This is a genomic window from Acinetobacter sp. ANC 3929 (genome assembly GCF_000369405.1).
In the GTDB taxonomy this organism is placed as follows: domain Bacteria; phylum Pseudomonadota; class Gammaproteobacteria; order Pseudomonadales; family Moraxellaceae; genus Acinetobacter.
In genome coordinates this window covers 452,793-465,906 of sequence record NZ_KB850000.1, presented here as the reverse complement: position 1 = coordinate 465,906, position 13,114 = coordinate 452,793, and the positions used below count along the sequence as shown (strand labels likewise).

The 13,114-nt window shown below is 37.3% G+C and carries 18 protein-coding genes; 9 read left to right on the top strand and 9 right to left on the bottom strand.

Going from position 1 to position 13,114, the window contains the following annotated elements; genetic code table 11:
- Positions 1 to 45: 45 nt before the first annotated feature.
- The 3 genes from F909_RS06230 to F909_RS06240 all read left to right on the top strand — a co-directional run bounded on the left by F909_RS06230 (position 46) and on the right by F909_RS06240 (position 2,174).
- The gene (locus F909_RS06230) at positions 46 to 516 is read left to right on the top strand and encodes a GrpB family protein (protein ID WP_005152399.1); all 471 of its coding nucleotides are present in this window, start codon (positions 46 to 48) and stop codon (positions 514 to 516) included.
- Positions 517 to 611: 95 nt separating this feature from the next.
- A complete protein-coding gene (gene trmA / locus F909_RS06235) occupies positions 612 to 1,697 on the top strand; it encodes a tRNA (uridine(54)-C5)-methyltransferase TrmA (protein ID WP_005152393.1) in 1,086 nt (361 codons plus the stop codon).
- A 249-nt stretch (positions 1,698 to 1,946) separates the two neighbouring features.
- The gene (locus F909_RS06240) at positions 1,947 to 2,174 is read left to right on the top strand and encodes a hypothetical protein (RefSeq protein ID WP_005152392.1); all 228 of its coding nucleotides are present in this window, start codon (positions 1,947 to 1,949) and stop codon (positions 2,172 to 2,174) included.
- Between the two features lie 43 nt (positions 2,175 to 2,217).
- On the opposite strand, the gene F909_RS06245 is transcribed toward F909_RS06240, so the two are convergent.
- Complete coding sequence (locus F909_RS06245) at positions 2,218 to 2,961, bottom strand: phosphodiester glycosidase family protein (RefSeq protein ID WP_005152390.1); 744 nt, start codon at positions 2,959 to 2,961, stop codon at positions 2,218 to 2,220.
- Positions 2,962 to 3,034: 73 nt separating this feature from the next.
- Between F909_RS06245 and F909_RS06250 the strand changes: the two genes are divergently transcribed.
- From F909_RS06250 to F909_RS20890, 4 genes are all read left to right on the top strand, one after another.
- The gene (locus F909_RS06250) at positions 3,035 to 3,736 is read left to right on the top strand and encodes an IS1 family transposase (RefSeq protein WP_004282341.1); all 702 of its coding nucleotides are present in this window, start codon (positions 3,035 to 3,037) and stop codon (positions 3,734 to 3,736) included.
- Positions 3,737 to 3,928: 192 nt separating this feature from the next.
- A complete protein-coding gene (locus tag F909_RS06255) occupies positions 3,929 to 4,462 on the top strand; it encodes a lecithin retinol acyltransferase family protein (protein ID WP_005152389.1) in 534 nt (177 codons plus the stop codon).
- 231 nt (positions 4,463 to 4,693) lie between these two features.
- Positions 4,694 to 4,951, top strand: a complete 258-nt coding sequence (locus tag F909_RS06260) for a YjhX family toxin (RefSeq protein WP_005152387.1) — start codon at positions 4,694 to 4,696, stop codon at positions 4,949 to 4,951.
- Between the two features lie 107 nt (positions 4,952 to 5,058).
- Positions 5,059 to 6,126: a bifunctional HD family hydrolase/N-acetyltransferase gene (locus F909_RS20890; protein ID WP_005152385.1), complete on the top strand. Its 1,068-nt coding sequence runs from the start codon at positions 5,059 to 5,061 to the stop codon at positions 6,124 to 6,126.
- Positions 6,127 to 6,188: 62 nt separating this feature from the next.
- Here the strand turns inward: F909_RS20890 and F909_RS06265 are convergent, their stop codons facing one another.
- The 5 genes from F909_RS06265 to F909_RS06285 all read right to left on the bottom strand — a co-directional run bounded on the left by F909_RS06265 (position 6,189) and on the right by F909_RS06285 (position 9,828).
- On the bottom strand, positions 6,189 to 6,740 hold the full coding sequence (locus F909_RS06265) for a hypothetical protein (protein ID WP_005152383.1): 552 nt from the start codon (positions 6,738 to 6,740) through the stop codon (positions 6,189 to 6,191).
- 56 nt (positions 6,741 to 6,796) lie between these two features.
- Entirely contained in the window at positions 6,797 to 7,192 is a 396-nt protein-coding gene (locus tag F909_RS06270; protein WP_005152381.1) for a hypothetical protein, read from the bottom strand.
- 138 nt (positions 7,193 to 7,330) lie between these two features.
- The gene (locus F909_RS06275; RefSeq protein WP_005152380.1) at positions 7,331 to 8,071 is read right to left on the bottom strand and encodes a hypothetical protein; all 741 of its coding nucleotides are present in this window, start codon (positions 8,069 to 8,071) and stop codon (positions 7,331 to 7,333) included.
- A 737-nt stretch (positions 8,072 to 8,808) separates the two neighbouring features.
- A complete protein-coding gene (locus tag F909_RS06280) occupies positions 8,809 to 9,360 on the bottom strand; it encodes a hypothetical protein (protein ID WP_005152378.1) in 552 nt (183 codons plus the stop codon).
- 60 nt (positions 9,361 to 9,420) lie between these two features.
- A complete protein-coding gene (locus tag F909_RS06285; protein WP_005152377.1) occupies positions 9,421 to 9,828 on the bottom strand; it encodes a hypothetical protein in 408 nt (135 codons plus the stop codon).
- Positions 9,829 to 9,963: 135 nt separating this feature from the next.
- Between F909_RS06285 and F909_RS06290 the strand changes: the two genes are divergently transcribed.
- A complete protein-coding gene (locus F909_RS06290; protein ID WP_005152375.1) occupies positions 9,964 to 10,641 on the top strand; it encodes a LexA family protein in 678 nt (225 codons plus the stop codon).
- Positions 10,642 to 10,761: 120 nt separating this feature from the next.
- Here the strand turns inward: F909_RS06290 and F909_RS06295 are convergent, their stop codons facing one another.
- Complete coding sequence (locus tag F909_RS06295) at positions 10,762 to 11,340, bottom strand: YceI family protein (protein ID WP_005152371.1); 579 nt, start codon at positions 11,338 to 11,340, stop codon at positions 10,762 to 10,764.
- A gap of 227 nt (positions 11,341 to 11,567) precedes the next feature.
- Between F909_RS06295 and F909_RS06300 the strand changes: the two genes are divergently transcribed.
- Positions 11,568 to 11,978, top strand: coding sequence for an OsmC family protein (locus F909_RS06300; RefSeq protein ID WP_005152368.1), 411 nt, complete (start codon positions 11,568 to 11,570; stop codon positions 11,976 to 11,978).
- A gap of 13 nt (positions 11,979 to 11,991) precedes the next feature.
- Here F909_RS06300 and F909_RS06305 read toward each other — a convergent pair whose 3' ends face one another.
- A complete protein-coding gene (locus tag F909_RS06305) occupies positions 11,992 to 12,489 on the bottom strand; it encodes a hypothetical protein (RefSeq protein WP_005152367.1) in 498 nt (165 codons plus the stop codon).
- An 18-nt stretch (positions 12,490 to 12,507) separates the two neighbouring features.
- Complete coding sequence (locus F909_RS06310; RefSeq protein WP_005152366.1) at positions 12,508 to 13,041, bottom strand: DUF3916 domain-containing protein; 534 nt, start codon at positions 13,039 to 13,041, stop codon at positions 12,508 to 12,510.
- Positions 13,042 to 13,114 lie beyond the last annotated feature (73 nt).

Genomic DNA, 13,114 nt, shown 5'->3' with positions numbered 1-13,114 from the left:
TTTAACGTTACCTTTAAATAGCAATAATAAAATGAGATTACTTATATGCAGTTTTTCTCAGCCCTCCAATACCAGCCCGCTTGTAAGCAACTTTTTGAAGATTATAAAAATAAGATCCTGCAACTTACCCCTTTTGCTATTGTTGAACATATTGGTTCATCTGCTATTCCAAACGCAATTTCAAAAGGTGACTTAGATATTTATGTAGAAGTCCCCGCTCATCATTTTTTAGATACCATTGAAAAATTACAACAGCTTAATTTTAAAGAAAAACTTGATACGCTACGCACGGATCAGCTTTGTATGTTGGAATCCCAACTACACGATGTCGCATTGCAAATCGTGGTCACAGGCTCCGAATTCTGTAATTTCCTCATCTTTCGCGACCGATTAAGAAATGCACCTAGTCTGACCGAACAATATAATCAGCTCAAACAAAGATGTATTGGCTTCTCTCAAGAGCAATATCGGGAAATTAAAACAGAGTTCATTCAATCTATTCTCGCCCTAGATTAAACAGATAAATAAGTGAATGTCATAATTTCCCTGCACCTTGTCCCGCTTTTTTTGATACCATTCCCGTTTAGATTTCACCTGTAGTTTTCTTTTTTATGACCGTATCTTACCAACAGCAGCTTCAAGAGAAAGTTGAACGTATTACCTCACAATTTGCATCGTTCAATCCACCAGCTTTAGAAGTATTTCAATCGCCTGAGCAACATTTCCGTATGCGTGCAGAATTTCGTATCTGGCATACTGAAGATGATTTGTTCTATGCCATGTTTGAACGTGCTGAAGATGGGAAACAAAAAGAAGTTATCCGTGTGGATGCGTTTCCGATTGCAGATCGAAGCATTAATGATTTAATGCCACGCTTATTAGAAGAATTAAAAGCAGTTCCTATTTTATCGCAACGTGTTTTTGAAGCAGACTTTCTCTCAACCTTAAGTGGAGAAATGTTAGTCACACTGATTTACCATCGTAAATTAGATGCAGAATGGGAAATTGCAGCCAAAGCCTTAGCAGAAAAGCTGAATATTAAAATTATGGGTCGCAGTCGCGGTCAAAAAGTGATTATTGGTGATGACTACGTCGTTGAACAGCTCAATGTTCATGGCCGTACTTTTAAATATAAACAAATCGAAAGTAGTTTTACCCAACCCAATGCGCAAGTGTGCCAACATATGTTGGAGTGGGCTTGTGATGCAGCGGAAGCTTCAGAAAAAGACCTGTTAGAATTGTACTGTGGTAATGGTAACTTCACTTTACCACTGTCATTAAAATTTAAACGTGTCCTTGCAACTGAACTTGCAAAATCTTCGGTATATGCAGCGCAATGGAACATTGAGCAGAACCAAATCGAAAATATTCAGGTTGCACGTTTATCTGCTGAAGAATTCACCCAAGCCTATCAAGGTGAACGTGAGTTTAGACGCTTACAAGAAGCTGACATTGATATTCAAAGCTATGACTTTAACACGGTTTTTGTTGATCCACCGCGCGCAGGCATTGATGATGAAACGCTTAAACTATTACAAGGTTTTGAGCGTATTCTTTATATTTCATGCAATCCAGATACCCTGCATGACAACTTAAAAACACTCAGTCAAACACACCGCATTGTAAAGTTTGCCATGTTCGATCAGTTCCCTTTTACCCACCATGTGGAGTCAGGGGTTTTACTCGAAAAAATTTAAACAAATTATTTCAACGTAACAGTAATTTATAAAGGGTTCGAGTAACCCTTTATTTTTATTTAAACTTTATTTATAAAAAAGTGATAATTTTCAAAGGTCAAGTCATTCAAATGTCATAATTTCGTTAGACATTCAAAGAATCATCGAAAAAATTGAAGTTCAATTGCTGCTTTTATCACTTAAGCTGACTTGTATTTTATTTTAAAGTGGTTATATTTCGAGCTATGTTAGGTTGTATATGAAGGCTCTATGAGTTTTTGGCAAAAACTGTTCAATGCAGATGAACAATACAATGAACACAAGAACCAAACTTCTTGCGTCGAAAACGATTGCTCTTGCAAAACCAATGAACAACTGTTGGATGCTTTAGTTAAAGCAACAGATGAAGATGTCATTAAAGGCATTAAAAAAGTACTGATTTCTCGAGGTTACAGCCGCAAAGAATTACTTGCGATGATTAACCCTCCTATCCAATAAAAATAAGCCCTCCCTAATCTCTTTGCATAAAGAGATTAGGGGATCAGCGCGACTTACACTTCTCTCTATTCACTTCTGCGACGATTGGCCCCAAATTAAAAGTTTGATCATGTCGTTTAGTTTTTGCTGAATACAAACTTGAAATCGAGCCATCCAAATACAGCGCATTATCTATTTTCAATTGCTGCTTAAAAAATTGTGCAAATTGATAAAAACTGACACGTTGCTGTGAAATCACAAAATACAACTGATTATCTTTTACGCCGACCCCGTTTCTAATTTTTAATGAATTCGAGTCAGCTAGAAACTGACTGTTAATTTTTCCCTTATAGATCAGCATGGGGCCTGATTGCGTTGCAAACTGTGCTTTAAATAGCTCTCGCTTATAGTCAGCGGTCGTTTTAATCACAGCATGGTGATCATTCCAAGCAACGACACCATTAGGCTGCATAAAGAAATTACCAAAGCCCTTTGCCTCGTTGAGCTTAGCTAGCTCTTTCCCATTTTCAATATATAAACCCACAGGTTGAAAATCTGCATGATACATTCCTGCATTCATTGCAAAACTGAGTTGCTCACAAGCAGGTAACACGTTCTGGATTGCGGCAAACTTCTGATAATAACGATTACTTTGAGCTTGTTTTAAGAATAGCTTCAACTGATTGAGCTGTTCTATTTTAATCACATCATATTTTTGATGATTCAATTGCAAGGTATCATGTTGCATCGCATTCACAGTCGGAACAGCTAAAAATGCCAATGATAGGAAAAACCATTTTTTCATCATAAATACAAATTTTAGGTGGTGTTTCAAAAAGTATGCTGAAAAAAAGCAGGTTGGATTTTGATAAAATAGAGAAATGCGAATAACTCTAGAAATCAAGTGTCCAGCCTGCCTAAGTGACAGTATAAAGAAAAATGGCACAAAAGTAGATGGTAAGCAAAATTACCAATGTAAAATATGCAGACGTCAATTTATTGGTGATCATGCTCTCAGTTATCAAGGCTGTCACTCAGGTATCAAAACCAAAATATTACACCTCATGGTGCGAGGCAGTGGTGTCAGGGATATAGCAGAAATTGAAAGAGTAAGTATCGGTAAAGTTCTACGGACACTTAGCCAATCAAAATATCAACTTCGAGCACAGCAAAGTCATTATGAAACCCTTGAAGTAGATGAGTTTTGGACTTTTGTTGGTCATAAGCAAAATAAACAATGGCTAATTTATGCCTATCATCGAGAAACAGGTGAAATTGTTGCTTATGTATGGGGTAACCGAGATTTAGCCACTGCAAAACGACTTAAATTAAAATTGAAGCAGTTAGGTGTAAGCTATACATGTATATCAAGTGACCATTGGGATAGCTTTGTTACGACCTTTAAAGAATGCAAACAGTTGATTGGTAAATTTTTCACTGTGGGTATAGAAGGCAATAATTGTCGATTACGGCATCGAATCAGGCGAGGCTTTAGGAGAAGCTGCAACTTCTCCAAAAAGCTTGAAAATCATTTCAAAGCCTTTGATTTAGTGTTCTTTTATATCAATAATGGATTCGTTTAATGCCAGCATACTTTTTGAAACACCACCAAATTTTAAACCTCAATTTTTATTTATTTTCCCATAGCAATGCATAGCACAAAAGAGCAGATACAAACACCACACATAATCATGGGCTGGAAATGCTAAATAGCCTCGATTGATTCACATTTTTTCATTAAAATAAGGGTGTAAATACAATAACTTTGTATCCACATGCAGCAAAAACATCCGCGCTTTCCCATCGGCGCACACATGATCGTAAAACACTTTGGTTATAGTCATCACGGTATCTATGCAGGACGTGGTCGAGTCATTCATTACTCTGGTTTTGCTCATATTTTCAAAAAGCATCCCATTGAGATCACTTCTATCCAACGTTTTGCACGCGGTAAGCAAATCTACTTGCGACATTACTCATCCCCACGCTACACCGCCAAAGCGGTTGTACGGCGTATGCGCTCACGCATGCATGAAAACCACTATCATTTAATTATTAACAACTGTGAGCACTTATGCACTTGGGCAATTACAGGCGTTGAATCCAGTACTCAAGTTGAACGCATGCAACGTCGTCTTGCGACCATTGGCTATGTCAGTTCCATCATGAGTTATATGAATGGCCTCATGCTTACGGTAGCAACCGCCTGCTTCGCGATTGTGCTTTACATCAAAATGATGCTGCGCCGACAAGCCAAGAAATCAGTCCCCGCTTATTTACATCTCAAAGAAAAAAATTCTAAAAAGTAAATAGTGTCAGATTCAAAATCGTATTTTTCACTTCTTTATTGATTTTTAATGCACCTTGTTTTAGTATCTTTGCTGATACATCTCGTATCGCTTCCATATCGAGGGTTTTATGTTGGAGATAGCAGTAATCTGGTAACTAAATTTCAATAACACATTGAAATTGGTTATCTACGCAAATTTTTTGGCTTCATGCCTAACTTTGCCTGTGATTATTTCTATCGGGATAACAACATGAACTTATCTAAGTCCGAACAACGGACACTACACGTCTTAGCTAAAGGCGGAAAAATCGTAAAACTTCGCAATGACCTTGGTCAAATCATCGCTGTAGAGTGCTACAGCCGAGAAGGTTTCCTGCTGTCCGATTGTAGCCTCGAGGTTTTTAACAAGCTAAGAAAGAAAAGATTGATTAAATCCATCAATGGACAGCCCTATCAGATCAATTTACAAGGGCTGAGATCCGTGCGCCCACAGTTAGACAATCGTTAACAAACAACCATCGCTTTGGATGAGCTCTGGTTGTGTATAGATGATGTCTGACACAAGCTGAGAACGGGTTTGTCCAAATTACAGATGGTTTATTTATGAGAAATAAAATGGAACTAGATGTCATTCAAACCCGCTTAGCATTTTTGCGCGAAGCAGAAAAATTGAAAAATGTGATCCGCTTTTCACACACCTCTAATGGCCGTCAAGAAAGTACAGCTGAACATAGCTGGCGTTTATGCTTGATGGCGATGATTTTTGCAGATCAATTTAAACAGATTGATTTTGAGAAGCTGCTCAAAATGTGCCTGATTCACGATCTAGGTGAAGCAATCCATGGTGATATTCCAGCCATTCTGAAAGATCAATTTCCTGATAAGCATCAACAGGAGAAACTAGATCTTTATCAATTGACAGAATATCTAGACCAACATCCACAGACATTGATTCGAACACTTTGGGAGGAATACGAAAATGCATCGACTCCTGAAGCAAAACTTGTCAAAGCTCTGGATAAGTTAGAGACCATTTTGCAGCACAATCAAGGCATTAATCCTGCTGATTTTGATTATGCCTTTAATCTCACTTATGGTGAAAAATACACAAATGCCTCACCCTTACTCAAACAGATTCGAGGCATTTTAAATCAAGAAACACAAGAGAAAATAAAGATGAACATACATATTCGAGATGAGAAACTTTCCGATATTCAAGCCATTTTTGACTTAACGCAAGCGGCTTTCGCAGACGCTGAACATTCGAGTCATACGGAACAATTTATTGTCGATGCTTTACGTAATTCAGGCCAATTGGGTTTATCTTTAGTTGCCATCAGCAATAACAAACTGATTGGACATATTGCATTTTCACCTGTCCAAATTTCTGATGGCACAGCAAGTTGGTATGGGCTTGGCCCAGTCTCTGTACTGCCAGAATATCAGAGTCAAGGTGTGGGTTCCAAACTGATACGTACTGGTATTGAAGCGCTTAAAGATTTGGATGCAGTGGGTTGTGTTTTATTGGGTGAGCCAGAATACTATGGTCGATTCGGCTTTAAACCCGATGCAAGACTCTTTTTAGCAGATGTCCCTGCTGAGTATTTTCAGATCTTGCCTTTCACTGAACATGTCCCGACTGGTGAAGTTGTTTATGCTGATGCATTCCATGCCACGGCATAGGCTTCTAGGCTAAATCACATTGAAATAGAAGTTCATATCAAATGGTGTGGGCTTCTCCTGCTTTAATGGGATAAAGCAGCTACTTCAGAAGCGTGTAAAGCTGTCTCAAATATCTCTGCATACCCAGCAATCAACTCAGCCTTATCCGTTCCATTAATAATTCTCCGAGCACCGATATAATCTTTGTGATTTTGATGGATGTAATCTGACAATTTTTTACCCGTAAACATGCCCTTTTTCATTCCAACAATCATGACACGGGCAGCGATATCCGCTTGTAAAGCCAGTTTTGGATTTTTGACCAGATCAACTTTGAGATAATCCCCCATTCGCTTATAGTTTGACAACCAAGTTAACTGTACATAACCATAGCCAATATAGGGATAATATTGCTTAGATCTTAAATATTTTTCGGAACCGTACTCAATCACAGGTTGCATGGTGTGTGCAGTTTCATGCCAAGCCGTTGCCAACATATAGGCAGCTTGGGGGCGTGTGATACCCGTGTCTTCATCTAAAACCGAAACCAAGAAATTAATCCCATCTACCTGAGACTGACTAAGTTTTCCAAATGTCTGACGCAAAATATCAAAACCGTCTTGTGTTATTTTCATGTCTTTTTCCTCTTTATAATAAAAAACCGCCCGAAGGCGGCATTGGATTTTTTTAGCTAAAATTTATCTTTAAAGTCCTTCACCTCTTTGGCAACATCCAAGATGGTCGAGTCTTCTCTTGCATTAATATAATTAAAAGTCCAACGAATGATCGCCCATACTGGCAATCCACAAAGAAAGTACAGGCCACCTAAGGCAAATGCGCCATAGGGGTTTTGACTCCACTCTTGCAAACCAAAGTGCTGAATCACAAAAGCACCTCCTGCGATACTGCCAACTGCGGTCGAAATGAGTGAAACCACCCATTCACGTCGAGACTTGGGTAGCCGAGTCATAATCACCACCATCCAAGCCAAAAGCATAAAAGTAAGCGCCATCATGACAATAAAAAATACTCCATAGGATTTAATAACGGCTGCAATCCCTGCACCCGTTGAAACAAACTCTGTCATTATTTTTCCTCCATAAATAGAAAGGCCTTAACTTATTCAAAGTTAAGGCCTAGATTGACGTTTTAAGCAAAACCACATCACATACTGCTCTCAATTCATTTTTATCACCTTCGCTTATCAATTTTCTTTAAATTCATACTATTGCGGATAATGCATCATTTCACTTTGCTGATGATGAAACTGAACAAAATCGCCAGCATTCACTTGCGAACCCAAGATTTCACCTTTACTGGTTAAGTGATAATAAACACCATCTTCGAGTTCAGATGGCATTTTATAATCCAAGCTGACATAGGCTTCTCGCAGATCAAAATCCAGCTGCTGTACATCAGCTTGTGCCACGATTTGATAATACTTTGGCAATTTCAGCGCATTGGTTGAATGCCATGTTCCAACGAGCTCGTAGTCAATAAAGACTTTCATCGATTGAACACCTGTAATCTCAAATGTCACAATCGGCTTTGCTGATGGATGCGCTTGAATGAAAGTGACATTATTTAAACTATTATATTCTCCCAAAGTCACCACAAATTTTTCATCCAAAAAATAACTATGGATCACAAAGCCATTTTCAATCTGGCTTAATGTCATTTTATATTCAGGTTGCTGATCCACACCTACGATGACCATTGAGCTTTGCGCTGTATCGGCACCGCTCAACGAAAATTGACCTTTCTGGGCTTGGAAAAATGCAGATACAGAAGCCTCGCATGTGTCCTTTACTTTGACAGAGCCCAATTGATCATTTCCTTCAATATATGCAATCGCCTTTAGATCGGTTGTCGTCTGCATGATCGCGGGCACAATATCTGCATAAGAAAGAAGGTCTAGGTGTTTGATTGAGCAAGAGCTTTGCATCATTTTATTTGTACAATTCATTTTAATCACCTTCAGTTATTTTTCGGCTTTTAAGTCGCTCATAATGGATGACGACTGCTAACCCGTAGATATAAAAAAAACTCGGCATCCATAAAGAACCGAGTTTTTAGGCAATAAAAAAGCCCATCTATTGATGAGCTTTTTAGTTAAGGTCAGATATATATAAATCGACCAGTATATTAAAACTATAACTTAGTTTCCTCGAAAATGGAATTATTAAATTAAGAGATCTTTGTAAATATTTCTTACTAAAATCGATTAACTCAAACAACAATACTCACCCTTATTAATCAAAGATAAATCATCAAATATTTTATATTCAATTTTGATATCAGTCTCTATCTAGAATCAAAACGACTAACGCAATATTTATAGTTTTCCTCTTTACTTACGTGCCCACCAATATGAACGCATGAGCAAAAATTTTCCATTTCATTGTATTTTATTGTTTTAGGTACATCAACGCCATAGCATCTAGAATCTAGAATCTATCCGAACAGGTTTTCTTGGAAAGAATGAGTTTGATCCATAAATTGAATAGAAAATTCCACCCAAGACAACAAAGATTAAAGTCAAAATTGATGAATTTTTTCTGAACATATTTAGCTTCCTTATCCTTGGATATTTTTTATCGTACTTACATATTAAAAGCCCACCTTAAAATGAGCTTTTAATAACAAATATTTAAACAATAAAATAAGAATAAATATAGCGCTTATAATTATACCTATAAAACATCATACCTTCATTACTTTATAAATATTTCTTCTATATTCTTCAATTGCTGCTTCAGCCTCATTAATTGCAGTTTCCAGTAGATTCCTCATTTGAATCTCGTAACCTTTCCATGTCTTTCTATAACAATCAACACTCATCTGATGCCGACTAATACCCGCATAGGCTAAACGACCTTTGGCTGTATAATTTTCTTCCAAATCTGGATCTAAAACAAAATCCAGCACCATACGTGATATCAACCAAGCCAGATGGTACATCGCAATACGTTCAGGTTCTCGTTTTCTATCTCGTACTGCTTGTTCAACAAATGCGTTAGCCAAGTGCTGACGAACCTCTTCATAATCCTGTTTGCTTTTATGTTCAAACACAATCAATGCGGTAACCGACTTGGCCAATTGACTTTGCATTGAGGTAATCGCCCCCAAACGATCCTCATAATCCAACGGTCTCTCACCTGTACCACGAACAAAAGGCTCTAAGTTTTGCGAACGCATTGTGAGCCCACGCATTAACCATTCAAATTTTTCAAACTTTACTATATTTGCATTCATACCTTCACCTCGTACTGACTTATATATTTTGTGATTTAACGATTATTGTTTTTGTCGCGTTTAGTGATACTTTTCTCTCGCTTCAACAATCTTCATGGCCTGATAAATTTCTTCAAATCGAGCTTTTGTACATGGCCGTGTTGCGCTTTTGATTTGAGAAATATAACTATGTGCACAACCTAGAATCTGCACCAATGCTTTTGCTCGTCCCTTGTGTGCATCTAACCACTGGCTGAGCATCTGAATTTGAGCTTCAGCTGCTTGATTAGCAGCGCGTTCAATTTTCTTTAATTCTTTTTGGTTTTTTTCTGGTGATACAAACTTAACAATATGACTTGGCCTTGCTTTCAAGCGCTGCTCATATGTATTTTGAATCTTTGTAATTACATTGCCTTGTGCCAACCATGCTTCAATTTCCGTATTGAGATTTTGCTTAATATGCATGTTGGGATTGATTGACTTATTCATACCGCACCTCTCGCATTTAACCGAATGAATAGATCAAATTATATTAGTAAACTAATATTAATTCAATAAGAATACTAATTTGACTTCACATTAGCTTGCTAATATTCTTAATTTATTGATTTAAGGTGTATTAAAATGCTTAAAGATCGGCTTAAAGAAGCAAGAAAAAATGCCAGGAAGTCGCAAAAAGATGTGGTTGCTGCGGTTGGCATTACACAATCTGCGCTCAGCCAGCTTGAAACGGGACTAGTCAGTTCATCATCACATTTAGCTTCGATTGCTAATTTTCTGGGTGTAGACGCCTATTGGCTACAAACAGGTCAAGGACATGCCACGCCGAAAGAATCAAATCATGAAGATGCTTCAAACATCTCACCTGTAAAAGCCAATATGGCTCCGGTACTCTCCTGGGTCCAAGCGGGTGTTTTCACCAATGTTGAATCGGTTGATATCACACAGGTTGAGGAATGGCTTCCACTACCAGATGATTGCGATGACTGCTTCTATTTAAAAGTACAAGGTCTGAGTAATTATCCTGTCTTTCATGAAGGCGATTACATCTTGGTTGATCCAACCGTGCAATATAGTGATATGCAGTCAGGTGATATGATTGTGGTGAGGAAGCATGAAGACGCAACGTTTAAGCGTCTAGTCATCGAAACTGATAATTCGAGATATTTACAGGCACTCAATCCTGAATTCAAACCTAATATCATTCCACTGGATGAAGAATGTATTTTTGTCGGTGAAGTGGTCGATTCGATTCGCTATATCTACCAATCAAAACGCAGATCAAAGATCAAACACAGCTGATGTTTATTTTTATTAGATTACTAATTTTTTACTAATATTAGAATTTTAATAAATGTATATTATCGAAATCAAAAAAAGCCTAGATGATGTGCTCATCTAGGCTTTTCCTTGAGCTTAATATTACTTCGCAGCAGTTGCTTCAGTTGTAATATTCACTGTGATCTTGTCACCCACGTTCGGCACATAGTTCCCGATACCGAATGCTGAACGGTTAAAGCTTGTTGTTGCATTAAAACCAATCGCAGGTACTTTCGCCATTGGATGCTCGCCTTGTTTATTTAGAACAGCATCTAATACCACTGGCTTGGTTACACCTTTAACAGTTAAATCGCCTGTGATTTTGAAGTGTTTCTTGTCTTTGGTTTCTACTTTGGTACTTTTAAAAGTAATGTTTGGATATTTCGCAGCATTAAACCAAGCTTCTTGTTGGAATTCTTTATCTAAAGCAGCAACATTTGTATTCACACTGCTTAAAGGAATCGTCACTTCCACAGATGAATTTGCAGGTTTTGCAGTATCCACTTTAATTGTGCCTTGAATATCAGTGAAATTTGCGCTTGGTGTAGAGAAGCCAAAGTGATTCCAGCTAAATACTGTCGCAGTATGTGTTGGGTCAATTTTATAATCTACAGGTGCTGCCAAAGCCACTGAACTTGCTAAAGCAACTGCTAAACCGAGGCTTAATGTTTTAAATTGCATTTTTCGTATCCTTGTTTGATATAGCACTTAGTGTATAGATCAAGTATTTTTATTCACCATTCTTTATAAAACGATATGTTTCATCCATGCAACAATAAAAGCGTTACAGTTATTATTTAAAGCGCCTATGATAAGACCATTCGGTACTCGACAATTGAGCATCAAAATAACATGATCAATTGATTCATTTAGATTTAAATTCTTAAAGATAAACAACAAGGTAGAATATGACTCATACAGTACAAGCCCTCAGTACATCAACACCTTATCGCGTTAGCTTGACAGATCCTGCTGGTCATACATGGTATGCAGATGAGCCAACAGACAAAGGTGGGCAAGATACCGCACCAAATCCAGTTCAGCTATTACTTTCCGCTTTAGGTGCATGTACCACCATTACTTTAGAAATGTATGCCAAGCATAAAGGCATTAAGCTAGAGCACGTTCAAGTGGATTTAGCACTGAATCCTAATGGTGAGCCTGAGTCAGGTCAAAATAATATTGAACGTAAAATTATTCTCAAAGGCGAATTTACCGAGGATCAGCACAAACGTTTGTTAAAAGTCGCAGAAAGCTGCCCGATTCATAAGTTGTTAACGTCTAATATTTCAATTCAGAGTGAATTAAGTATTGGATGAGTGACCTATTACATTAAATTTCAATTACATCCGTATACCATTCCAATGAGCCACTCATCGAAATATCTATTGCTAGGTCGACAATATTTGTGAGCTCATTTGGAATAAATGAATATAAATTTTCTCCATCGAAATGAATCCAAAACTCAGGTGGTGATGCATCACAACCGTCGATAAAGCCACCTGTTTCACCCTCACCCAAACTATCAAACATGGTTAAATTAACATTGAAAGCTAAAATTTTGCCTTCTAATTTTAATGATGATTTATTTATATCTAGCTTAAGTCTATTTTGAATTACTTTATCAAAATAGGAATGTAATCGAGAAGAATAGTTATCAACACTCTTTTTATGCTCCTTTATCTTTGAACTTTCGTGGAGAAAACGAATCAAAAAATCATATTCAGCATGTTGCCAAAATCTTTTATCTACGTTCAAATTAAAAAAGTATAAAGATTTGACATTATTTAATATTTCCTCAAAAGCATGAAGTTCGAACTCCTTTCTCATCACAATACCTCAAGTCTTTTAAGTTTCAATAAAGTACCACTGATCAGCTCTATAATTATCTGCTTCATCCATTGGATCAATATAATGAATAAGTATTCCTTGCTCCTTGATTTTCTCAGGAACGTTCAATCCCCATCTCCGAGATAAGCTCATGTCATCCGCTAAAAGATATTGAGGATCGTAACATTCTGCCGACAAAGTATGGGAGTTAAAATAATCTTCATCTAGATACAAACAAATTTCGCTAGCAAACATATCAGGCTGAATAATGACACATACGACTTTACAGAATTTCATGCCAACAGGTTTTGCCTCAATTAAATACTGACATGCATTAATTAGATGCTGGGCACACTGTGCCTTTATTTCTTGTTGAGCATGCTTTCCCTGCACTAGATTCATAGCTACAGGTATTTTCCAATTATAATATCTCTCTTCATACCCTTCTAAATCAGGGAAATACCCTTTAAAACTTTCACTCCAATACTTAAGATTTCTTAATTTACGTGGAATTCCCCGTTCTTTTTTATTTGATAATGCAAACCTTCTCATTTTTCTATTTATTCCTTTGTTTTATCATAAAAAAAGCGCCCTAATATGAGAGCGCTTTTTTTATACCACTTAA